Raw genomic sequence first — 21,194 nt, forward strand, 5'->3', positions numbered from 1 at the left:
CCCCGACCCCTCCCGCAAGCGGGAGGGGAGAAATATTGAATCCCCCTCGCCACCCGCCTAAGGCCACCCCCATGACCAAGGCTCCTGCCCTGTTGCCCGAAGGGCTCCGCGACCGCCTGCCCGCGCAGGCCGAGGCGGCGTCGCGCGTCATCCGCGCGCTCGTCGACGCGATGCGCGCGCACGGCTATGGCCGTGTGTCGCCGCCGCTCGCCGAGTTTCGCGAGACGCTCGGCGGCGATGACGACCGCACCGCGCGCGACCTGCTCCGCTTTACCGATCCGGTGTCGCAGCGCACGCTCGCGCTGCGCCCCGACATCACGCGACAGGTCGGCCGCATCGCCACCTCGCTGCTCAAGAGCGCACCACGCCCGCTACGCCTCTGCTACGCCGGACAGATTGTAAAACTGCGCGCGAGCCAGCTTCGTCCGGCGCGCGAGATGCTGCAGGTCGGCGCCGAACTGATCGGCAGCGACAGCGTCGCCGCGGCGCGCGAGATCGTCACCGTCGCGATCGACGCCTTGGAGGCGGCTGGCATCGGTCCCGTCACCATCGATTTCACCCTGCCCGACGTCGTCGATCTGCTCGCGGGCGGTCCGCTTCCGGTCGCGGCGAGCGTCGAGAGCCTGCGCGACGCGCTCGACGCGAAGGATGCGGGCGCGCTCGTCCGCCTCGGCGCCGAGGCATGGCTGCCGCTGCTCCGCGCTGCCGGCCCCTTCGACCAGGCGCTCGCCGACCTCCGCGCCTTCGACACTACCGGCGTCCTCGCGGCACGAATCGACGCGCTCGAGGCGATTGCCGCGCCGGCGCGCGGCCGTGCCAGCCTGACGCTCGACCCGACCGAACGCCACGGCTTCGCCTATCAAAGCTGGTTCGGCTTCCAGATTTTCGTCCCCGGCCAGGGCGACGCGATCGGCCGCGGCGGCGGCTATGCGATCCCGGTCGGCGAGACCGAGGAAGAGCCCGCAGTCGGCTTCTCGCTCTATCCTGACCCGCTCATCGACGAAGGACTCGGCAACGAAAATGGCGCCGAACGCCGTATCTTCCTTCCCCTCGGCCACGATCCCGCCATCGCCGCGAGCCTGCGCGCCGACGGCTGGCAGACGGTCGCGGCGCTGTCCGACGGCGACGATGCGAAGCGGCTGGGGTGCGGTTTCGTGCTGGGACCGGACGGGCCGGTAGAGGTTTAGCCAAGGTCGTCGCCCCGGCGAAGGCCGGGGCCTCACCCTCACGTCCTGATCGACCGACGAGATCCCGGCCTTCGCCGGGATGACGGATACCCTAAAAATCCGACACCCCGAACCGCGGGATTCCCTGATTAACGCCCGGCGGATCGAGCACGGTCACATCGAGTTCGACCGGCGTGCCGATCCAGTGCGCAAGGCTGGTATGGTCGGCGAGATCATCATCGGTCAGCGGATGAACGAGCGCGCGCAATCCCGTCTTCTCGATCGCCGCGATCACCGCGCTGCGCGCCGCACCAAGGAAATGCACCTCATATTGCGCGATCGGATGCGGCCCGACCCCGCCGTCGGTCATCGCGCCGACGAACAGAATCGCGGGGTCGCGGCCGAAGCCGTCGCGCAGCGCCGTCGCAGCGGGCCGTTCGGCGGAGTCGTAATAGATATGGGCGTGATAGGGGGCGTCGGGGTTCGTCATATATTCTCCTGCGCCCTCCCCTAAAGGCGAAGGGCCGGATATGCCACCACCACCCTTGCCTCTCCGGCCAAATCCGCTAAGGCCGCGCCGGGCTTCCGCTCTGCGTTTTCGGGCCCGGTTCAGCAGGACAGCATCATGGCAAATGTCACCGTCATCGGGTCGCAATGGGGCGACGAGGGCAAGGGCAAGATCGTCGACTGGCTCGCCAGCCGCGCCGACGCGGTGGTCCGGTTCCAGGGCGGCCACAACGCCGGCCATACGCTCGTCGTCGGCGACCAGACCTACAAGCTGTCGCTGCTCCCCTCGGGTATCGTCACCGGTACGCTGTCGATCGTCGGCAACGGCGTCGTACTCGATCCCTGGGCGCTGCGCGACGAGATCGCCAAGCTGCGCGGCCAGGGCGTCGTGATCAACGCCGAGAATTTTGCAATCGCCGACAATTGCGCGCTGATCCTGCCCTTTCACCGCGACCTCGACGCACTGCGCGAGACCGCGGCGGGCGCGGGCAAGATCGGCACCACCGGGCGCGGCATCGGCCCCGCCTATGAGGACAAGGTCGGTCGCCGCGCGATCCGCGTCTGCGACCTTGCGCACCTCGACAAGCTCGATCCGCAGATCGATCGCCTGACCGCGCACCACGATGCGCTGCGCGCCGGCTTCGGCGAGCCGCCAATCGACCGCGAGCGACTGAAGGCCGATCTCGCCGAAATCGCCGACTATGTGCTCGAATATGCCCAGCCGGTGTGGAAGCGCCTCAAGAAGGTGCGCAAGGCGGGCGCGCGCATATTGTTCGAGGGCGCGCAGGGCGTGCTACTCGATGTCGATCACGGCACCTATCCCTTCGTCACCAGCTCGAACACGGTCAGCGGCACCGCGGCGGCGGGATCGGGGCTCGGCCCCTCAGCGGTCGGCTTCGTGCTCGGCATCGCCAAGGCCTATACGACGCGCGTGGGCAGCGGGCCTTTTCCCACCGAACTTGAGGATGAAACCGGCCAGAAGCTGGGCGAGCGCGGGCATGAATTCGGCACCGTCACCGGGCGCAAGCGCCGCTGCGGGTGGTTCGACGCGGTGCTGGTGCGGCAGAGCTGCGCGGTATCGGGCGTCACCGGCATCGCGCTCACCAAGCTCGACGTGCTCGACGGCTTCGACACCATCCGCATCTGCACCGGCTATCGCCTGCGCGGCAAGATCCTCGACTATTTCCCCAGCCACGCCGCCGACCAGGCCGAGGTCGAGCCGATCTATGAAGAGATGGACGGCTGGCACGAATCGACCGCGGGCGCGCGCAGCTATGCCGACCTTCCCGCGCAAGCGATCAAATATATCCAGCGCGTCCAGGAACTGATCGAGACCCCGATCGCGCTCGTCTCGACCAGCCCCGAGCGCGAGGACACGATCCTGATCCGCGATCCGTTCAGCGACTGACGCCTGCGGCCGCGACGTCGCGGATCGCCGCGACGAAGCCCGCGGGGTCGTCCTCCTGAATGAAATGGCCGCCGTGCAGCGTCCGGTGCGGCATGCCCGCCGTCCCCGGCACCCGGCCGAGGAACAGCGCATCGCCGCCCCGGGTGATCGGATCGCCGTCGGAAAAGCAGCAGAGGAACGGCTTGTCGAAGCGCTCCAGCGCCGCCCAGGCGCGCTTCTGGTCGGGCACCGCGACATTGTCGCCGAGCGGCACGAACGACGGATAGATACGCGCCGCGACCTTCGACGCTTTCGTCGGGAACGGCGCATCATAGGCGGCGATCTCTTCAGCGCTCAATTCGCGCTTTGCGCCCGCCTTGACGATCCTGCCGATCGGAAAGACCGGGCTGTAGCGCGAGAAGGCCCGCCAGATCGCAAAGGCGCGCGGTGCCGGCTGACCCTCGGGCAATCCGCCGTTCGCCAGCGCGACTCCGGCGAACCGCTCGGGCATTTCGGCGACGAGGCGCAGACCGATCAGTGAGCCCCAGTCCTGACAGGCAAGAATCATGTTCCGAAGGTCGAGCGTCTCGATCCACGCCCGCATCCACGCGACCTGCGCGGCATAGCTGTAATCTGCACGATCGAGCGGCTTGTCCGAACGGCCGAAGCCGATCAGGTCGGGCGCGACGACGCGAAAGCCCGCCTCGACCGCGAGCCCGATCATGTGGCGGTAAAGATAGCACCAGGTCGGTTCGCCATGCAGCATCAGTACCGGCTGGGCATCGGCGGCGCCTTCATCGACATAATGAGCGCGAAGTCCGCCCGCGATCTCGACATATTTCGGCGCGTAAGGCCAGTCGGGCAGCCCCGCGAAGCGTGCGTCCGGCGTGCGATAAATCCGCATATATTTCCCCTCTCCCCGGAAACAGCTTAGCCAGCGTGCGGCGCTTGTCCATGCAGGGCGATGCGTTAAAGTGCCGCGATGCGCACCGCTGCTGCCTTCTCGCCGCTTCTCATCGCCTGCGGCACCGCCCATGCGCAGCCGCCGCTTTCCGCCGGGACGACGGTCGACCGGCTGCTCGTCGACAAGAGCGACCGCGTGCTGATCGGCTATGCAAAGGGCCGGGAGGTCGTGCGCTATACCAATATCCGCTTCGGTGACGCCCCGATCGGGCACAAGCGTTTCGAAGGCGACGAGCGCACGCCCGAGGGCGACTATCGGATCAGCGGACGCAATCCGAACAGCCGCTATCATCTGTCGCTGCGCATCTCCTATCCCAATGCCGCCGACCGCGCCTATGCGAAGGCGCGCGGCCGTTCGCCGGGCGGCGACATCTTCATCCACGGCCAGCCGAACGGGCGGCCCGGCCTGCCGATCGCGCGCGACTGGACCTACGGCTGCATCGCGCTGTCCAACGCCGAGATAAAGCAGCTATGGGATCGCGTGCCCGACGGCACCCCGATCACCATCCGCCCCTGAACCGGAGTTTTTCGCATGGCACGCCACATTCTCGTTTTCTATGGCAGCTATCGCCGCGACCGGCAGGGTATCAAGCTCGCGCGCTGGATCGTCGACGCCCTCGCGGCACGCGGCGACCGGGGCGAACTGATCGACGCGCAGGCCGTCGGCCTGCCGATCCTCGACCGGCGGCACAGCGATTACCCGGCGGGCGAGGCCCCCGCCGCCATGGCCGCGCTCGCCGCGACGATCGCCGCCGCGGACGGCTTCATCTTCGTCGTCGGCGAATATAATGGCGGGCTGCAGCCGGGGCTCAAGAATCTGGTCGATCATTATCTGCCCGAATTCGCGTGGCGCCCCGCCGCCATCGCTTCCTATTCGGCCGGGCCCTTCGCGGGCGTGCGCTCGGCCACCGCGTGGCGGACAACGCTGGGTGCGATGGGAATGGTCGTCACGTCGACCCCGCTCGGCCTCGCGCGCATCGGCGGCGCCTGCGATGCCGAGGGCCGACCGACGGGCGAGGACGGCGTGCGGCTCGAACGCGCCTTTCCGCGCTTCGCCGACGATCTCGGCTGGTGGATCGACGCCGCCGCGGCGCAGCGGGCCAAGGTCGACCCGCCCTTTTGATCGCGTCAGCGGCGGCGCTCGCGCTCGCGCCAGCCCGCTTCCTCGAGCTCGAGCAATTCCATCGGCACATGGATGGTACGGATCGCCAGCCGCACCTCGATCAGGAAGAGGATCAGCGACGCAAGCAGCAACAGCGTCGCGACCACGAACACCCAGGCCGCCGCGACATTCAGGTCGAGCCCGGTGAACGCCTGAGTGAACAGCAGGGCGACGAGCAGGCAGACGACGATGCCGCACGCGACCGCCGCGCCGATCGAATTGTTGATCACCTTGATCCGGCGGTCGACCACGCGCAATTCGGCGACGATGCGCTCATGCTCGGGGCCTTCGCTGTTCGCCCAGCGATCCATCAGCGCCCGCGACCGGTCGACGACGCGCGCCAGCCGCCCGGTGAAGACGTTGAGCAGACTCCCGGTCGCCACCAGCAGAAAGACCGGCGTGACCGAGAGCTGGATCGTCTGCGCAATGGCGCCGATCGCGGATGCCGCCATCAGCCCCCGCCGCCGGCCGCGACCGAGGGCGTGTTGACGCCGTGCATCGCCAGGAATTTGCGCACGTTGCGCGCGGCCTGCCGGATGCGCTGCTCATTCTCGACCATCGCGATACGGACATAGCCTTCGCCGTCCTCGCCATAGCCAACGCCCGGCGCGACCGCGACCTTGGCGTGGGTCAGGAGCTGCTTGGAAAACTCCAGGCTGCCCATTTCCTTGAGCGCAGGGGGCAACGGCGCCCAGGCGAACATCGACGCGGGCGGGCTCGGAATGTCCCAACCGGCGCGGCCGAAGCTCTCGACCATCACGTCGCGGCGCTTCTGATAGAGTTCGCGGTTCTTCGCGACGATGTCCTGCGGGCCGTTGAGCGCGGCGCAGGCCGCGGCCTGGATCGGCGTGAACGCGCCATAATCGAGGTAGGACTTCACGCGCGTCATCGCCGCGATCAGGCGTTTGTTGCCGACCGCGAAGCCCATGCGCCAGCCCGCCATCGAATAGGTCTTCGACATCGAGGTGAATTCGACCGCGACGTCCTTCGCGCCCGGCACCTGCAGGATCGAAGGGGTCGGGTTACCGTCGTAGTAAAGCTCCGAATAGGCAAGGTCGCTTAGCACCCAGACCTTGTTCTCCTTCGCCCAGGCGACGAGGCGTTCGTAGAAGGCGAGGTCGACCGCCTCGGCGGTCGGGTTCGACGGATAATTGACCACCAGGATCGACGGGCGCGGCACGGTGAAGGCCATCGCGCGGTCGAGCGCGCGCCAGTAATTCTCGTCGGGCGTCGTCGGCACGCTGCGGATCGTCGCGCCGGCGATGATGAAGCCGAAGGTGTGGATCGGATAGCTGGGGTTCGGCGCGAGCACGACGTCGCCGGGGCCGGTGATCGCGGTCGCGAGGCTGGCGAGCCCTTCCTTCGACCCCATCGTCACCACCACCTCGGTCTCGGGGTCGAGGTCGACGTTGAAGCGGCGGCCGTAATAATTGGCCTGCGCGCGGCGGAGGCCCGGAATCCCCTTCGACTGCGAATAGCCGTGCGCGTCGGGCTTCATCGCCACTTCGCAGAGTTTCTCGATCACATGCGCGGGCGGCGGCAGGTCGGGGTTGCCCATCCCTAGGTCGATGATGTCCTCGCCCGCGGCGCGGGCGGCCGCACGCATCGCATTGACTTCGGCGATGACGTAGGGCGGCAGGCGCTTGATGCGATAGAATTCATCTTCGGACATGGGAAACTAGAACAACTCCTTTTCGTTATGAGCAGGTTGACGCGAGCGGCAATCTCGCCAGCCGCATCGCGGCTTGTTATAGGCATTATATCCGCACTGACCAGCAGGAACGAGCATGAGCGATACCGGTAAGGACGAGACGACCGAAGCGCCGAATCCCTTCATGCCGTCGCCCGAGGACATGCAGCATTGGGCGAGCGTCATGGGCCGTGCGCAGCAGATGATGCTCGACTATGCGATGGCTCAGGCGACCGAGGGCAACGGCGCCGCGGCGAGCCTGTTCGATCCCGCAAGCTGGCTGCAGAATCCGACGACGCAGGCGTGGGCCGAGCAATCGGCGCGGATATGGGAACAGGGCGCCGCCTTCTGGACCTCGCTGACCGCGTTGAAGCCGCCGTTCGTGGCCGCCGCCCCCGACGCCGACGCGCCGAAGGACAAGCGCTTCGCCGATCCCGACTGGACGCAGAATCCGGCCTTCGCGCTGATCCGGCAGACCTATGGCCTGCTCGCCGACCAGTTGCTGACGACGACCCGCACGATGGCGGGGCTCGACGAGCACGCCCGCGCCAAGATGGAGTTCGCGGCGAAGAGCATGACCGAGGCGCTGTCGCCCACCAACCTCGCGATCACCAATCCCGAGGTCATCCGGCGCGCGGTCGAGACGCGCGGCGAGAGCCTGCTCAAGGGCCTCAAGCATATGCTGACCGACCTCTCGCGCGGCCAGCTCAGCCATGTCGACCCCGATGCATTCGAGGTCGGGCGCAATATCGCGACGACGCCGGGCAAGGTGATCCACGAGACCGACCTTTACCAGCTCATCCAATATGCGCCGACGACGAAGGACGTCTTCACCGTCCCGCTCGTCATCTTTCCGCCGTGGATCAACCGCTTCTACATCCTCGACCTCAACCCCGCGAAAAGCTTCGTCGCCTGGGCGGTCGAGCAGGGCCTGACCGTGTTCATGGTGTCGTGGAAATCGGCCGACGCGTCGATGAGCGAAATCGTCTGGGACGATTATATCGCGGCGCAGGTCGACGCGATCGACACGGTGCGCGACCTGCTGGACGTGCCGCATGTCCACACGATCGGCTATTGCGTCGCGGGCACGACTCTCGCCGCGACGCTCGCCATGCTTGCCGCGCAGGGCGAGGCCGACAAGGTGAAGTCGGTGACCTTCTTCACCGCGCAGGTCGATTTCGAGCTCGCGGGCGACCTCAAGATGTTCGTCGACGACCAGTATCTCGCGCTGCTCCAGCAGCTTTCGGCGGGCGGCTTCCTCGACGGCCGCTACATGGCCGCGACCTTCAACAGCCTGCGCGGGCGCGATCTCATCTGGAATTATGTCGTCAGCAATTATCTGCTCGGCAACGACTATCCGCCGTTCGACCTCCTCTATTGGAACGGCGATGTCACCAACCTGCCCGCGAAGTGGCACCGGCAATATCTGGTCGACCTCTACCGCGACAACCGTCTGGCCGTTCCGAACAGCCTGTCGGTGATGGGCACGCCGATCGATCTCAACAAGATCGAGACGCCTGCCTATATTCAGGCGGGGCGCGAGGACCATATCGCGCCGCTCGCCAGCGTCTGGCGGCTGATGGATCATCTGGCCGGGCCGAAGACCTTCCTGCTCGCGGGCTCGGGCCATATCGCGGGCGTGGTCAACCCGCCCGCCGCGGGCAAATATCAATATTGGACCGGCGACAACGACGCCGCGACGCTCGACGACTTCGTCGCGGGCGCGACCGAGACCAAGGGAAGCTGGTGGCCGCACTGGATCGGCTGGATCGCAGAGCAGGACAGCGCGAAAACGCCGGCGAAAGGCGCGCGTGTCCCCGGCAAGGGCGCCAGAAAAGCGATCGAGGACGCCCCCGGCCGCTACGTCAAACAACGGTAATATCGGGGCTTTATAGCGCTTTCGGGCCGGCACTCCGATTATTTTGTGCACTGCACAATTTTTCTCTTGAAATCGCCGATCCACTCCTATATTGTGCACTGCAACATAAAGGAGTTGTCCCGATGGCTACCAAGATGGATAGTGCCGAAAAGGCTTTCGAAGCCGCGACGCTGGAAACCGCCGCCAAGCCGGTGGCCGCTCCTGTCGCGCCGACCGTTGCCGCTCCCGCCGCAGCGCCCGTGAAGACCAAAACCGTCGCGGCGAAGGCCAAGCCGGTCCAAAAGAAAGCCGCAAAGCCGGCAGCGAAGAAGGTCGCTCCCAAGAAGGCGGCCGCAAAGACCATTGCCCCCAAGACCAAGGCCGCACCGAAGCCGGTTGCCGCCGCCGCCAAAGGATTCAAGACCATGAACGACACCGTCAAGAAGTTCGCCGAAGACGCCAAGACCCGCGCCGAAGCGCTGACCGCCGACTTCCAGGAACGCTCGAAGGAAGCGCTCGCCAAGTCGAGCAAGCTTGCCGAGGAAGCCGTCGAATTCAACAAGGCGAACGTCGAAGCGCTCGTCGAAGCCGGCAAGATCGCCGCGAAGGGCATCGAAACCCTGGGCCAGGAAGGCGTCGCCTTCGCTCGCAAGAGCTTCGAGGACACGTCGGCCGCGCTGAAGGGCTACACCGCCGTCAAGTCGCCGACCGAATTCTTCAAGCTTTATGCCGAGAACAGCAAGAAGGCGTTCGACGCCGCTGTCGCGCAGACCTCGAAGACCAGCGAACTCGTCGTCAAGCTGACGAACGACAGCTTCGCGCCGATCTCGAACCGCGTGTCGGTCATCACCTCGAAGATGAAGGCAGCCTAAGGCTTTCCTCTTCCCGTTGGCGCGGGCCTTCCCCCCTCCTCTCCCCGTCCGCGCCGACATCCCAAGACCGCTCGCTTCCTCCCCGGAAGCGGGCGGTTCTTGCTTTTGCGGAAACCGCATGGCGAACAATCGGTAAAAATGCCGACACCCGCCCTCTTGCGATTCCGCCCCGGCTTGCGATATTCCCGATGATGATGCTTCCCGCCTCCATTCCTCACATCGTCCGCGCCATGGCGGGCAAGGATGACGATACGTCCGGCACCCCCGGCGTCGGCATCGCGACGCGCACACGCGCGAAGCCCAAGAAGCCGTCGATGTACAAGGTGCTGCTGCTCAACGACGATTACACGCCGATGGAGTTCGTCGTGATGGTGCTGCAGCGCTTCTTCAACATGGACATCGAGCGCGCGACGCAGGTGATGCTCCACGTCCACCAGCAGGGCGTCGGCGTCTGCGGCGTCTTCAGCTACGAGGTCGCCGAGACCAAGGTCACCCAGGTGATGGACGCCGCGCGGCAGAACCAGCACCCGCTGCAATGCACGCTGGAAAAGGCGTAACCTCCCGTCAATCCGTCATCCCGGCGAAGGCCGGGATCTCGCCGGTGCATTATGACGATAGGGTGAGATCCCGGCCTTCGCCGGGATGACGACGGGAATGCTCTACCCGCCCCGCGCCGCCTGTTCGGCCTTGAGCGCCGCCGACGGCTCCCCCTTCAAATCGCCATAGCGAAGCGGTTCGCCGCAACCGGGACAGACCGTCGCTGTCCCGACATTGGCGCCGCACGCGCGGTGCGTATAGCGCATCGCCGGCCCGCCCTCGGTTTCCCCGGGGGCATAGGCCCAGCGCTCGCTCCAGTTCCGCATCGCATAAAGGACGTCGAACAGATCCTTGCCCTTGGCGGTCAGGCGATACTCATGGCGCGGCGGCCGCTCCTGATAGGCGTGGCGCTCGACCACCCCCTCGGCGACCAGCCGCTTGAGCCGCGCCGAAACGAGTTGCGGGCCAAGCCCGGTGTTCGCCGCGATCGCCTCGAACCGTCGCCGCCCGAAGAACAGGTCGCGCAGGATCAGCAGCACCGCGCGGTCGCCGAGCAGCTCCGCCGATCGCCCGATGGGGCAATAGGTATCCGACAGATCGGCACGCTTCGGCACGACCGGCTCCCCACCCCGTCATTGCGAGCGCAGCGAAGCAATCCAGAGTAGCGTATACCGCTCTGGATTGCTTCGCTGCGCTCGCAATGACGAAATTTCGGTTCCCGACCTCATCGGCCCACTCTTCACACTAAAAACCCCTTGTCACTATGATTATCATAGTTACTATCGCCCGCAAGAGGAGATTCGCTTATGTCCGCAGCCGTCATCATCGGCGCCGGCGACGCCACGGGCGGCGCGACCGCGCGCGCCTTCGCCGCCGAGGGGCTCACAGCCTGCGTCAACCGCCGCGAACGCAATGCCGACGCGCTCGAAACGCTCGCGCAGTCGATCCGCGATGACGGGCACCAAGCGCGCGCCTTTCCCGGCGATGCGCGCGAAGAGGACGCGATGATCGCCCTGTTCGATCGCGTCGAGGCAGAGGTCGGCCCGGTCGAGGTCGCGGTGTTCAATATCGGCGCCAATGTGAATTTCCCGATCGCGGAAACCACCACCCGCGTCTTCACCAAGGTTTGGGAAATGGCCTGCCTCGGCGGCTTCCTGATGGGCCGCGAGGCGGCGAAGCGCATGACCCCACGCCGCCGCGGCACCATCCTTTTCACCGGCGCGACCGCCAGCCTGCGCGGCGGATCGGGCTTCGCGGCCTTCTCGGGCGCCAAGGCGGCGCTGCGGATGCTCGCGCAGTCGATGGCGCGCGAACTGGGGCCGCAGGGCATCCACGTCGCGCATGTCGTGATCGACGGCGCGATCGACACCGAGTTCATCAAGGGCCGTCATCCCGATTTCGATCGGGCCAAGGCGCAGGATCTGATCCTGAATCCGCAAGCGATCGCCGCCAATTATGTGATGCTCCACAAACAGCCCAAAAGCGCGTGGACGCACGAACTGGATCTTCGCCCATGGGGAGAAAAATGGTGATGGAAATTCCCTCTCCCCTTGCGGGAGAGGGTTGCGGAGACTTGGCGGCTCTGCCGCCTAGTCATAGCTGGGTGAGGGGTATGCGATCCGCAGGATCGCGCGAGCTTTGCTCGCAACCCCTCATCCAAGTCCGCCTAATCGCTTCGCGATAAGGCCCCCTATCCTTCTCCCGCAAGGGGAGAAGGGAAAGGATTTGAAGCATGACCAAGACTCTCGAACTCATTTTCGACTTCGGCAGCCCCAACGCCTATCTGACCCTGAAGGTGCTGCCCGAACTGCTCGATCGCACCGGCGCGGACCTGGTCATCACGCCATGCCTGCTCGGCGGCATCTTCAAGGCGACGGGCAACAAGGCGCCGATGGTCCAATATGCCGACGCGCCCGCGAAGCTCGCTTATGAAAATCTGGAAATGCGGCGCTTCATCGCGAAGCACGGCCTCACCAAATTCCGCCTCAACCCGCATTTCCCGGTGAACACGCTGCTCATCATGCGCGGCGCGATCGTCGCCGAGTACGAGGGCATTCTCGACGACTATGTCGATGCGGTGAACCGCGCGATGTGGGAAGACGGCCTCAAGATGGACGATCCCGAGGTGGCCGCGGCCTTTCTCTCGGCAAGCGGCTTCGACGGCCCCGCACTGCTCGCGCGCACGCAGGAACCCGACATCAAGGCAAAACTCGCCGCCAACACCGAGGCCGCGGTCGCGCGCGGCGTGTTCGGCATCCCGACCTTCTTCGTCGGGGACGAGATGTTCTTCGGCAAGGACCGGCTCGATCAGGTCGAGGAAGCGCTGGGTTGAGGGCTGATTGCGACCGAACCCCGTCATCCCGGCGAACGCCGGGATCTCACCCTATCGCCATGACGCACCGGCGAGATCCCGGCGTTCGCCGGGATGACGGGAGCCGTTAGTAGATGTCCGCTCCCCACCCCGAAGCCGGCGCCAACGCATTCCTGACGCCGCTCCTCAGTTAAAATCGAGCTGAACGATCTCCCTCGGCGTCGCGCGGCAATACATTTCGAGCGATTTCGCGCCGTCGGGATAGGTCGCGGTCATCGCGGCGCGGATGCGCCAGCCGCCGTTGCCCTGCTCCAATGAGACGAGCTTGTCGTAGGACAGCCGCGTTCCGCCGGTTGCACCGATCTGCCGTGCGGCGTCGTTCATGCAATTCTGCACCGACGAACGCGAAGCGCTCGGCAGACCGGAGAGGTCGGCACTGAGCGTCGCGGGGCCGCTCGCGGCCGGCGGCGACGTACTTTCCTGCGTGCTGCCGTCGTCCTTCTTCTTTTTCTGGCTTGCAAGCAAAGCGAGCAACCCGCCGGCAACGACGATGCCGCCGATGATCAGGCCGGTGCTCGGCCCCTTGTCTTTTTCGGGTTTCGGGCCGGGCAGCGGCGCGAGATTGGCGTAGCCATAGCCGAATTCGGCGCGGCAGCCGTTCGTCACCCAGATCAGGTTCGCGTCATACCCCCATTGGCGCCCGGCGTTGCATTTGCCGCCGAGTTTGCGGAGCAATTCGACGCGCCCATTCGTCTGGACATTGCATTGCTCGTAGCGATTGTTGCGCGACTCGCAGCGGAGCGTCCCGGCATAATCGCGATCGGGATAGGAACCCCCGCTCGAATAGCCGTAGCGAAATTCGGCGCGGCACCCACCCGAAACCCATATCTGATTGGCGTCGAAACCCCAGTCGCGCCCTTTCGAGCAGCGCCCGCCGATCACGCGGACCAGTTCGACGCGGTTGCTCGTCTTGACCTTGCAACGCTGCTGCTGGTTGTTCCGGGATTCGCAGCGGATCATGCCCGCATAGCCCTCGTTGGAGCCCGGCGGCGGCGGATAGGGGTAAGTGGTCTGGGCAAAGGCCGGAACGGCAAGCTGGCTGACGACGAACGATACGGCGGTGACGGCCGTGACGACGGGATTTCGCATAGCAGTTTCTCCCCTGTTGAATGCCTTGCCCTACAGTCCTCATTTCCTTCGACTAACCTGCGCCGGATGGTTTCACATTTTCACCGCGAACGCCATCGCCAAATGCCGGACGCCGCAAACGAATGCGGGAAAGCAAATCGGCTTTCCTACTTTATTCCGCCGTGCTTATCCTGCGCACGAAACAGGCCGTGCCCCCTCGCCCTGAAGCCATGAAGGACATGATTTGGATGCGCACATGCGGACCCTTTGTGGCTTCAGGCAATCGGCTTGCGGTTCGGCTTAAAGCGACAAAAGAGACGAACCGGATACGCACGTCCGTATATTTTGTCGCTTTAAGCATCACTGCGGCATCCGCTTGCGCGCATCCGCGCATCCGCTAAGGACAGCCGATGGATCAAATCGTCATTCGCGGCGGCCAGCGACTCAAGGGCCGTATTCCCATCTCCGGCGCCAAGAATGCCGCGCTCACCCTGTTGCCCTGCGCGCTGCTCACCGACGAGCCGCTGACCTTGCGCAACCTGCCACGGCTCGCCGACGTCGACGGGTTCGGGCACCTCCTCAACCAGCTCGGCTGCTCGACGACGATCGAGGGGTCGCGGCCCGAGGATTTCGGCCGCGTGATGACCGCGCGCGCGACCACCCTCACCTCGACCGTCGCGCCCTATGACATCGTGCGCAAGATGCGCGCCTCGATCCTCGTCCTCGGCCCGCTGCTCGCACGTGCGGGCGAAGCGACCGTGTCGCTCCCCGGCGGCTGCGCGATCGGCAACCGCCCGATCGACCTCCACCTGAAAGCGCTCGAAGCCTTCGGCGCCGAAATCGAGCTCGCCTCGGGCTATGTGAAGGCGAGCGCCCCCGGCGGACGGCTGGCGGGCGGCAAGTTCACCTTTCCCGTCGTGTCGGTCGGCGCGACCGAGAATGCGGTGATGGCGGCGGTGCTCGCCAAAGGAACCTGCGTGCTCGAAAATGCCGCGCGCGAGCCGGAGATCGTCGACCTCTGCAACTGCCTCGTCGCGATGGGGGCCGAGATCGACGGCATCGGCACCGAAACGCTGACGATCGAAGGCGTCAACCGGCTGCACGGCGCGACCTATCGCGTGATGGCCGACCGCATCGAGGCGGGCAGCTACGCCTGCGCCGCGGTGATCACCGAAGGAGACGTCGAACTGGTCGGCGCCAAGGCCGACGAGATGGAGGCGACGCTCGCCGCGCTGCGCGAAGCCGGCGCGACGGTCGAGGAGACCAAGGCGGGCATCCGCGTTGCCATGTCGGGCCGCGCCGAGCCCGTCACCCTGTCGACCGCGCCCTACCCCGGCTTCGCGACCGACATGCAGGCGCAGTTCATGGCGATGGCGACGCTCGGCACCGGTGCTTCGCTGTTCACCGAAACGATCTTCGAGAACCGCTACATGCATGTTCCCGAACTGGCGCGCATGGGCTGCGACATCCAGGTCAAGGGCCGCACCGCGATCGTCCGCGGTGTCGACAAGCTGATCGGCGCGCCGGTGATGGCGACCGACCTGCGCGCCTCGATGAGCCTGATCATCGCCGGTCTCGCCGCCGAGGGGCAGACCGAAGTCAACCGCGTCTACCACCTCGACCGCGGCTATGAGCGGCTGGAAGAGAAGCTCCAGGCAGTCGGTGCCGACATCGAACGGATCAGCGCGGGGTAAGATGCTCGGCGCGGCCGTAAGCACCGCGCACGTCGCCTTTGATCCAGTCGCCGAGCAATTTCAGATAGCCGTCGGTGATCCGCGTGACGTCGCGCGATCCGTCGGGGTTCTGGACATATTCCCACATGCCGTGATCGGTCTGGGGAAAGAGATAGACGTCGACCGGCTTCCCCACCGCCTTGAGGTCCATCAATGCGCCGCGCGTCGTTTCGATCGGCGCTTCACGGTCCTCGCCCGCCAGCACCCACAACAAGGGCGTGTCGAGCTTTTTGAGCACCGCGACCGCGTCATAATCCCAGATCAGCTCCAGATTGTCGAAGCGCGCCCGCCCGATCCGGTGCAATTCGGCGTCGGAGAGACGCGCCATCGCGCCGCTATATTCGCCCTCCACCTTCGCGGCCCACGACTTGCCCGCCATCTCGCTCCGCACCGCATCGAGCTCGGCATAGCCCTGCGTGAAGTTGGACAGCAGCAAGGTTGCGGTCGCCTTCGACAGGCGGTCGACGAGTGCCTCGGCATCGGCGCCCAGTCCGGCGGCGCGGACTTCCGACACCATCTGCTCGCGGTCCTCCTCGATCGGCGAAGCGACAAGACCGAAGCCGACCGCGACGAAATCGGCCTTGGTCAGCGTCGCGGCGCGCGGCGCGACCCAGCCGCCCTGGCTGCCGCCGAAGAAACCCGCGCGACCGAACCGCCCCGCCGCCATCCGTCGTGCCGTGTCGAGCGCCTGCGCCGCATCGGTCGCGAGCAGCTCGAAATTCTGCGTATATTCGCCTTCAGACCCACCGGTGCCGCGCTTGTCATAGACGAAGACCGACAACCCCTGCGCCGCCATCGCATAGCCATAGAGGCCGCCGATCGGCGAACTGCGTTCAGAACCGTGCACCATCACCACCAGCGGGCGCCTGGGGTCGGCGCCCGGCGGCTCGATCAGCATTCCGGCCAGCTTCGTCTCGACGCTGTCGAAGGTCGTCGGGGTTTCGCGAAAAGCGATCCGCGTCCACGCTTTGCCCGCGACGGTCACCGCGCTCCCATTGCAGGCCAGCGGCGCGCCGGCCTCGTTCGTGGCCCCGCGGCGCCCGTCGCGGAACTGGTAGCGAAGGCCCGGTTCGGAAACCGCCGGTGACGGCACCAACACGACGAAATCGCCGTCCGCGGCGCGATAGGTTCCGGGCTGGCAGGCGCCTTGGGCCGATACCGGAGTTGCCGCGGCGGCGGCGACAAGGGCGATTGCGATGGAGAGGATTTTCATGAAACCGTCTTATCGACATAAGACAGCCGTGACAATCAGGACTCCGGTTCGACCGGGACCGACACCATATTGCCGCTGACCGACGGCCGCTCGGGCCGCTTCGCCACGGCGATCACCAGCCCGACGAGCGCGACCGCGCCGCCCGCGATCGACAGCGGCGCCCAGCGATAGCCCTCGAACGCCGTCGAAAAACCCATTGCGATGATCGGGATCAGCACGCTCGACCACGCCGCCTGCCCCGGCCCGACCGCGCGGATGACGTTGAAATAGAGCGGAAAGGTCACCGCGCTCGCGACGATACCGAGGTAAAGAATACCGCCGAGATAGACGGGCGTCGCCTCGATCACCGGTGGCCCTGTAGTGATCCAGGCATAGCTGCCATCGGCAAGTGCGCCGAACAGCATCGCCCACGCGATCATGACGACCATCGATTGCGCCCGCGCGATCGCGGTCCCTTGCATGACATTGGCGGTCGACGCGCTCATTACCCCCGCAAGCGTCAACGCGGTGCCGAACAGCACCTCGCCCGCGCCGAGCGCCGCGGCGCGATATTCGTGGAGGATCATCAGCCCGACCCCGACGATCGCGATTCCGGCGCCGGCGAGGAAGCGCTTCTCCAGCGGCGATTTCAGAAACAAGCGCCCGAGCAGCGTATTCGGCACGATCAGCAACGCGAAAAGCACGGCGACGAGCCCCGAAGTGATATGCTGTTCGGCGCGATAGACGAAATTGAAGTTGAAGGTGAACTGCGCGATCCCGAGCAGCACCGCAAAGGCCATGGCCTTGGGTTCCAGCAACAGGCGTTCGCGCCGGAGCGCCGCAAAGGCGAACATCGCGATCGCCGCCACCGAAAAGCGATAGGTGACCGACCAGCTCGGCGGCACGACGCCGAGCTGCCCCTTGATGACGATCCACGTCGATCCCCAGATCAGCGTGACGAGCGCGAAGGGGATGAGGATGCGCGGGGCAAGCAGCGTCGCCGGCTGCTCGTTCATAGCGCCGCGATGGCGGCCGCGAGCGGCGCGACCGCCGCGGCATCCTGATCCCAGCTTGTGACGAGGCGCGCCGCGCCTTCGCCCCAGTCGTAGAAATCGAAGCCCCGGCCGCGCAGCGTCGCCGCTTCGGCCGCGCTCAACCGGACGAACAGTTCGTTCGCCTCGACCGGATACATCAGCCGGTTGCCGCACGCCGCGGCCAGCGCTGCGGCGCCGGCATTGGCCCCGCGCGCATTGGCGAGCCAGAGGTCGTCTTTCAGCATCGCGCGAATCTGCGCCGCGACGAAACGCCCCTTGCTGAGCAGGTGGCCGCCGCGCTTTTTGAGTTCGCGCACCCCGGCGCCGCCGCTGCCGCCGAAGAAGACGAGCGCTTCGGCCATCATCGCGCCATTTTTTGTGAAGCCGAAGGACAGGGCATCGACCCCGGCCCGCCACGTCACATCGGCGGGCGAACAGCCGAGGAAAGCGACCGCATTGGCGAAGCGCGCGCCGTCCATGTGCAGCTTCATGCCGTTGGCTCTGGCGATCTCGCTGATCGCACCCACCTCGTCCGGCCGCCACGCCAGCCCATATTCGGTCGCATTGGTGATGCTGATCGCGGCGGGCTGCACCTGATGGACGTCCTTGCGGATGCCGGCGATCCGCGCCTTCAGCGCCTCGGCGTCGATCTTCGCCCCTGTGCCGGGCAACGTCATCAGCTTGGCGCCGCCTGAATAAAAGGTCGGCGCGCCGCACTCGTCGACCTCGATATGCGCTTCCTCATAGCAGAGGATGCCCTGCCACGGCCGCACGAAATGGGCGAGGATAATGCTGTTCGCGGCGGTGCCGGTCGAAATCCAGACGACTTCGCATGTCGTCTCGAACAGTTCCGAAAAGGCCGCGTCGAGCGACTGGCTGAGCGTGTCGCCATCATAGGCGGTATCGACATGATTGGCGACGGCGAGTGCCTCCATCACCGCGGGATGCACGGCGGCGGCATTGTCGGAGAAAAAGCGCGAGGCGGTCATCGAGCCGCCCCTTAGCGCAGGAAAGCGCGCCGCGCTAACGCATTAATTTTTTGAGAGTCCCGCCGGATCATCGGCATCGTCACCGCCCGCGGTGCCATGCGCGAGGCTGGCACCGCCGACGACGCCGAGCCCGCCCGCCATGCCCATTCCGCCGCCCATGCCACCGCCGCCGCCGCCGCGCCCTCCTCCCCCGCCGCCTTCGCCGCCTCGGCCCGAACCGCCGCCTTTTCCGCCGCTCGAAGGCCGGGTCGGGCCTTGCAGCGGGATCGCCGAGTCGGACGGCACGGGATCGAGATCGAGCGCGTCGCGAATGAAGTCGCGCAGCGCGACGACCAGATCATGGACGTGGACCGGGCGCCCCTCGACCAGTTCGCGCGCAGCGCGGCTCGCGAGGCGGACCTGGTCGGCGGTGCCGAGCAGGATGATATCCGACAGCGCCGCCTCGACCGCGTCGCGAATCCGGCGCGGCCGATCCGAATCGGCGCCCGCGACCTCCGTTCCGGCAGCCGTTTCGGCCCCGGCGCGGCGGAGGTCGCGCAGATGACGTGGATCGACGGCCAGATTGCCGGTGAACGAGCCGCCGAGCGTCTTGTAGGCCGCGATCAGCGTCCGCAGCCGCTCGTTGATCTGGCGGTTGATCCGCTCGCGGCGCTGCTGGATCGTCATCATGACCACCAGGCGGATGCCGACGCCGATCAGCGTGAAGAGCGCCAGCCCGAGCAGGGTGGCCCCGATGCTCTGCCACGAGGAAAAATCGAAATTACGCACCGGCGATGTCCCCTGCGGCGAAAGGCCATCCCTTCTGCCGCCTGCCCGGCGACCGCGCCACCCCCAATATCAGTCGTCCTGATCCTGGTCATGCTCGTGGCGGTGGCGATACATCCAATAGCCATAGGTCCGCGACCGCCGGGCGAAATAGTCCCCCGGCAGGATCAGCCGCGTATAGGTTCCGTCGCGCGTCATCAGTTTCGCGATACGGGGAAAGAGCAGCGAACAAGGCCGCCAATCATAGGGCGAAGATTCTTCGGACTGGCCGTCGGACATCGGCCACCAACCTTTCTGTCGGCAGCACCCCCGCGAATCCTATAGCATTCCGCCGCCCGATCGCCAATCCGGTGGCGAAGGGACGCGCCCGCCGTCCCGCAGGATCAGCGATCGCGCCGCGCGAGCAGCTTCAGGCGCAGCGCATTGAGCTTGATGAAGCCCGCCGCATCCTTCTGGTCATAGGCGCCCGCGTCATCCTCGAAGGTCACATGGCGTTCGCTGTAGAGGCTGTGCGGCGACTTGCGGCCGACGACGCTGGCATTGCCCTTGTAGAGCTTGAGGCGGACGGTGCCGCTGACCTTTTCCTGGCTATGGTCGATCGCCGCCTGCAGCATCTCGCGCTCGGGCGCGAACCAGAAGCCGTTGTAGATGAGCTCGGCATATTTCGGCATCAGCTCGTCCTTGAGATGCGCCGCGCCGCGGTCGAGGGTGATGCTTTCGATCCCGCGATGCGCGCGGGCATAGATTTCGCCGCCGGGCGTCTCGTACATGCCGCGCGATTTCATGCCGACGAAGCGGTTCTCGACGAGGTCGAGGCGGCCGATCCCATGCTTGCGGCCCAGATCGTTGAGCGCCGCGAGCAAAGTTGCGGGCGACATCGACTGCCCATTCAGCGCGACGCCGTCGCCGCGTTCGAAATCGATGGTGATATATTCGGGGGCGTCGGGCGCGTCCTCGGGGTTCACCGTGCGCGAATAGACATAGTCGGGGGTTTCTTCCCACGGATCCTCGAGCACCTTGCCCTCCGACGAGGTGTGGAGAAGGTTGGCGTCGGTGCTGAACGGGCTCTCGCCGCGCTTGTCCTTCGGCACCGGGATCTGGTTCTTCTCGGCGAAGTCGATCAGCGCGGTGCGGCTGGTCAGGTCCCATTCGCGCCACGGCGCGATCACCTTGATGTCGGGATTGAGCGCATAGCAGGACAGTTCGAAGCGCACCTGATCATTGCCCTTGCCCGTCGCGCCGTGCGCGACCGCGTCGGCGCCGGTTTCCTTGGCGATCTCGACAAGCCGCTTCGAAATCAGCGGCCGCGCGATCGAGGTGCCGAGCAGATAATCGCCCTCGTAACGCGCATTGGCGCGCATCATCGGAAAGACGAAATCGCGGACGAACTCCTCGCGGACATCGTCGATATAGATATGTTCGGGCTTGATCCCCATCAGTTCGGCCTTGGCGCGCGCGGGCGCCAGTTCCTCGCCCTGTCCCAGGTCAGCGGTAAAGGTCACCACCTCGCAGCCATAGGTCACCTGCAGCCATTTCAGGATGACGCTGGTGTCGAGCCCCCCCGAATAGGCAAGGACGACGCGCTTGATGGACTCGGACATGGGGACACCTTCTGGCGGGAGACAGTGCGGGCGCGGCTAGCAGGCCCGCCCGCGCGGCGCAACGGGCTGATCGGGCGAACAGGCGGAAAACTGCGCAACTTCACGCGCAATGCGGGGTCGCGCGCGTCGCGCCGGCAGGGCAGCGGCGCTTAAAGCGACAAAGGATACGGTCGTGCGCGCCGAAAACGTCTCCTTTGTCGCTTTAAGGCGGGCCATGGATGAAGGCGGTTTCGAGCACGAAAAGAGACGGAAGCGCGACATGTGATGGAGGCTAACCCAGCGCGGTTTTGTAGGACAGC

22 protein-coding genes are annotated in these 21,194 nt (G+C 66.1%); 10 read left to right on the forward strand and 12 right to left on the reverse strand.

The features are described from left to right. Positions 1-71: 71 nt before the first annotated feature. Positions 72-1,187 carry an ATP phosphoribosyltransferase regulatory subunit gene (locus ACVENA_RS12840; RefSeq protein ID WP_449325676.1) on the forward strand — a complete coding sequence of 372 codons (1,116 nt, stop codon included), beginning with the start codon at positions 72-74 and terminating at the stop codon, positions 1,185-1,187. A 91-nt stretch (positions 1,188-1,278) separates the two neighbouring features. Here ACVENA_RS12840 and ACVENA_RS12845 read toward each other — a convergent pair whose 3' ends face one another. Beyond that, positions 1,279-1,656, reverse strand: a complete 378-nt coding sequence (locus ACVENA_RS12845) for a DOPA 4,5-dioxygenase family protein (protein WP_449325677.1) — start codon at positions 1,654-1,656, stop codon at positions 1,279-1,281. Positions 1,657-1,791: 135 nt separating this feature from the next. Here ACVENA_RS12845 and ACVENA_RS12850 point away from each other — a divergent pair, with 135 nt between their 5' ends. Continuing rightward, entirely contained in the window at positions 1,792-3,081 is a 1,290-nt protein-coding gene (locus ACVENA_RS12850; RefSeq protein WP_449325678.1) for an adenylosuccinate synthase, read from the forward strand. On the opposite strand, the gene ACVENA_RS12855 is transcribed toward ACVENA_RS12850, so the two are convergent. After that, the gene (locus ACVENA_RS12855; RefSeq protein WP_449325679.1) at positions 3,071-3,964 is read right to left on the reverse strand and encodes a haloalkane dehalogenase; all 894 of its coding nucleotides are present in this window, start codon (positions 3,962-3,964) and stop codon (positions 3,071-3,073) included. The two genes, ACVENA_RS12850 and ACVENA_RS12855, sit on opposite strands and share 11 nt — an antisense overlap. Positions 3,965-4,042: 78 nt before the next feature. Here ACVENA_RS12855 and ACVENA_RS12860 point away from each other — a divergent pair, with 78 nt between their 5' ends. Beyond that, entirely contained in the window at positions 4,043-4,540 is a 498-nt protein-coding gene (locus ACVENA_RS12860; protein ID WP_449325680.1) for a L,D-transpeptidase family protein, read from the forward strand. A gap of 15 nt (positions 4,541-4,555) precedes the next feature. Beyond that, positions 4,556-5,146 carry an NADPH-dependent FMN reductase gene (locus tag ACVENA_RS12865; protein WP_449325681.1) on the forward strand — a complete coding sequence of 197 codons (591 nt, stop codon included), beginning with the start codon at positions 4,556-4,558 and terminating at the stop codon, positions 5,144-5,146. A 5-nt stretch (positions 5,147-5,151) separates the two neighbouring features. Here ACVENA_RS12865 and ACVENA_RS12870 read toward each other — a convergent pair whose 3' ends face one another. Together ACVENA_RS12870 and ACVENA_RS12875 are read right to left on the reverse strand one after the other, a co-directional pair. Next, entirely contained in the window at positions 5,152-5,637 is a 486-nt protein-coding gene (locus ACVENA_RS12870; protein ID WP_449325682.1) for a DUF2721 domain-containing protein, read from the reverse strand. Next, positions 5,637-6,857 carry an LL-diaminopimelate aminotransferase gene (locus tag ACVENA_RS12875; protein ID WP_449325683.1) on the reverse strand — a complete coding sequence of 407 codons (1,221 nt, stop codon included), beginning with the start codon at positions 6,855-6,857 and terminating at the stop codon, positions 5,637-5,639. The genes ACVENA_RS12870 and ACVENA_RS12875 overlap by 1 nt, the downstream gene beginning before the upstream one ends. Before the next feature lie 115 nt (positions 6,858-6,972). On the opposite strand from ACVENA_RS12875, the gene ACVENA_RS12880 reads away from it, so the two are divergent. From ACVENA_RS12880 to clpS, 3 genes are all read left to right on the forward strand, one after another. Further along, entirely contained in the window at positions 6,973-8,754 is a 1,782-nt protein-coding gene (locus ACVENA_RS12880; protein WP_449325684.1) for a PHA/PHB synthase family protein, read from the forward strand. A 122-nt stretch (positions 8,755-8,876) separates the two neighbouring features. Further along, entirely contained in the window at positions 8,877-9,605 is a 729-nt protein-coding gene (locus ACVENA_RS12885; RefSeq protein ID WP_449325685.1) for a phasin family protein, read from the forward strand. Positions 9,606-9,796: 191 nt separating this feature from the next. After that, a complete protein-coding gene (gene clpS, locus ACVENA_RS12890; protein WP_257543505.1) occupies positions 9,797-10,162 on the forward strand; it encodes an ATP-dependent Clp protease adapter ClpS in 366 nt (121 codons plus the stop codon). Between the two features lie 102 nt (positions 10,163-10,264). Here clpS and ACVENA_RS12895 read toward each other — a convergent pair whose 3' ends face one another. Next, on the reverse strand, positions 10,265-10,756 hold the full coding sequence (locus ACVENA_RS12895) for a winged helix-turn-helix transcriptional regulator (protein WP_449325686.1): 492 nt from the start codon (positions 10,754-10,756) through the stop codon (positions 10,265-10,267). A 192-nt stretch (positions 10,757-10,948) separates the two neighbouring features. Between ACVENA_RS12895 and ACVENA_RS12900 the strand changes: the two genes are divergently transcribed. Together ACVENA_RS12900 and ACVENA_RS12905 are read left to right on the forward strand one after the other, a co-directional pair. Next, entirely contained in the window at positions 10,949-11,674 is a 726-nt protein-coding gene (locus ACVENA_RS12900; protein WP_449325687.1) for an SDR family oxidoreductase, read from the forward strand. A gap of 200 nt (positions 11,675-11,874) precedes the next feature. Further along, the gene (locus tag ACVENA_RS12905; RefSeq protein ID WP_449325688.1) at positions 11,875-12,474 is read left to right on the forward strand and encodes a DsbA family protein; all 600 of its coding nucleotides are present in this window, start codon (positions 11,875-11,877) and stop codon (positions 12,472-12,474) included. 165 nt (positions 12,475-12,639) lie between these two features. Here ACVENA_RS12905 and ACVENA_RS12910 read toward each other — a convergent pair whose 3' ends face one another. Further along, positions 12,640-13,602 (reverse strand): DUF3011 domain-containing protein, encoded by a 963-nt coding sequence (locus ACVENA_RS12910; RefSeq protein WP_449325689.1) that lies wholly within the window; start codon positions 13,600-13,602, stop codon positions 12,640-12,642. A gap of 389 nt (positions 13,603-13,991) precedes the next feature. Between ACVENA_RS12910 and murA the strand changes: the two genes are divergently transcribed. After that, positions 13,992-15,275, forward strand: coding sequence for a UDP-N-acetylglucosamine 1-carboxyvinyltransferase (murA, locus tag ACVENA_RS12915; RefSeq protein ID WP_449325690.1), 1,284 nt, complete (start codon positions 13,992-13,994; stop codon positions 15,273-15,275). Here the strand turns inward: murA and ACVENA_RS12920 are convergent. The 6 genes from ACVENA_RS12920 to ACVENA_RS12945 all read right to left on the reverse strand — a co-directional run bounded on the left by ACVENA_RS12920 (position 15,262) and on the right by ACVENA_RS12945 (position 20,895). After that, the gene (locus ACVENA_RS12920) at positions 15,262-16,527 is read right to left on the reverse strand and encodes an alpha/beta hydrolase family protein (protein ID WP_449325691.1); all 1,266 of its coding nucleotides are present in this window, start codon (positions 16,525-16,527) and stop codon (positions 15,262-15,264) included. The genes murA and ACVENA_RS12920 overlap by 14 nt on opposite strands. 35 nt (positions 16,528-16,562) lie before the next feature. Then, positions 16,563-17,522, reverse strand: coding sequence for a DMT family transporter (locus tag ACVENA_RS12925; RefSeq protein ID WP_449325692.1), 960 nt, complete (start codon positions 17,520-17,522; stop codon positions 16,563-16,565). Beyond that, a complete protein-coding gene (locus ACVENA_RS12930) occupies positions 17,519-18,529 on the reverse strand; it encodes a threonine aldolase family protein (RefSeq protein WP_449325693.1) in 1,011 nt (336 codons plus the stop codon). Before ACVENA_RS12930 ends, ACVENA_RS12925 begins: the two co-directional genes overlap by 4 nt. Positions 18,530-18,571: 42 nt before the next feature. Beyond that, positions 18,572-19,297, reverse strand: a complete 726-nt coding sequence (locus tag ACVENA_RS12935) for a hypothetical protein (RefSeq protein ID WP_449325694.1) — start codon at positions 19,295-19,297, stop codon at positions 18,572-18,574. A gap of 69 nt (positions 19,298-19,366) precedes the next feature. Then, positions 19,367-19,573 (reverse strand): hypothetical protein, encoded by a 207-nt coding sequence (locus ACVENA_RS12940; protein WP_449325695.1) that lies wholly within the window; start codon positions 19,571-19,573, stop codon positions 19,367-19,369. Positions 19,574-19,677: 104 nt separating this feature from the next. Next, on the reverse strand, positions 19,678-20,895 hold the full coding sequence (locus ACVENA_RS12945; protein WP_449325696.1) for an argininosuccinate synthase: 1,218 nt from the start codon (positions 20,893-20,895) through the stop codon (positions 19,678-19,680). Positions 20,896-21,194 lie beyond the last annotated feature (299 nt).

The organism is Sphingopyxis sp. 550A, assembly GCF_053569535.1.

Coding starts and splice junctions, on each gene's coding strand:
- ACVENA_RS12840 (WP_449325676.1), top strand. CDS start 72: ATGACCAAGGCTCCTGCCCTGTTGCCCGAAGGGCTCCGCGACCGCCTG.
- ACVENA_RS12845 (WP_449325677.1), bottom strand. CDS start 1,656: ATGACGAACCCCGACGCCCCCTATCACGCCCATATCTATTACGACTCC.
- ACVENA_RS12850 (WP_449325678.1), top strand. CDS start 1,792: ATGGCAAATGTCACCGTCATCGGGTCGCAATGGGGCGACGAGGGCAAG.
- ACVENA_RS12855 (WP_449325679.1), bottom strand. CDS start 3,964: ATGCGGATTTATCGCACGCCGGACGCACGCTTCGCGGGGCTGCCCGAC.
- ACVENA_RS12860 (WP_449325680.1), top strand. CDS start 4,043: ATGCGCACCGCTGCTGCCTTCTCGCCGCTTCTCATCGCCTGCGGCACC.
- ACVENA_RS12865 (WP_449325681.1), top strand. CDS start 4,556: ATGGCACGCCACATTCTCGTTTTCTATGGCAGCTATCGCCGCGACCGG.
- ACVENA_RS12870 (WP_449325682.1), bottom strand. CDS start 5,637: ATGGCGGCATCCGCGATCGGCGCCATTGCGCAGACGATCCAGCTCTCG.
- ACVENA_RS12875 (WP_449325683.1), bottom strand. CDS start 6,857: ATGTCCGAAGATGAATTCTATCGCATCAAGCGCCTGCCGCCCTACGTC.
- ACVENA_RS12880 (WP_449325684.1), top strand. CDS start 6,973: ATGAGCGATACCGGTAAGGACGAGACGACCGAAGCGCCGAATCCCTTC.
- ACVENA_RS12885 (WP_449325685.1), top strand. CDS start 8,877: ATGGCTACCAAGATGGATAGTGCCGAAAAGGCTTTCGAAGCCGCGACG.
- clpS (WP_257543505.1), top strand. CDS start 9,797: ATGATGCTTCCCGCCTCCATTCCTCACATCGTCCGCGCCATGGCGGGC.
- ACVENA_RS12900 (WP_449325687.1), top strand. CDS start 10,949: ATGTCCGCAGCCGTCATCATCGGCGCCGGCGACGCCACGGGCGGCGCG.
- ACVENA_RS12905 (WP_449325688.1), top strand. CDS start 11,875: ATGACCAAGACTCTCGAACTCATTTTCGACTTCGGCAGCCCCAACGCC.
- ACVENA_RS12910 (WP_449325689.1), bottom strand. CDS start 13,602: ATGCGAAATCCCGTCGTCACGGCCGTCACCGCCGTATCGTTCGTCGTC.
- murA (WP_449325690.1), top strand. CDS start 13,992: ATGGATCAAATCGTCATTCGCGGCGGCCAGCGACTCAAGGGCCGTATT.
- ACVENA_RS12920 (WP_449325691.1), bottom strand. CDS start 16,527: ATGAAAATCCTCTCCATCGCAATCGCCCTTGTCGCCGCCGCCGCGGCA.
- ACVENA_RS12925 (WP_449325692.1), bottom strand. CDS start 17,522: ATGAACGAGCAGCCGGCGACGCTGCTTGCCCCGCGCATCCTCATCCCC.
- ACVENA_RS12930 (WP_449325693.1), bottom strand. CDS start 18,529: ATGACCGCCTCGCGCTTTTTCTCCGACAATGCCGCCGCCGTGCATCCC.
- ACVENA_RS12940 (WP_449325695.1), bottom strand. CDS start 19,573: ATGTCCGACGGCCAGTCCGAAGAATCTTCGCCCTATGATTGGCGGCCT.
- ACVENA_RS12945 (WP_449325696.1), bottom strand. CDS start 20,895: ATGTCCGAGTCCATCAAGCGCGTCGTCCTTGCCTATTCGGGGGGGCTC.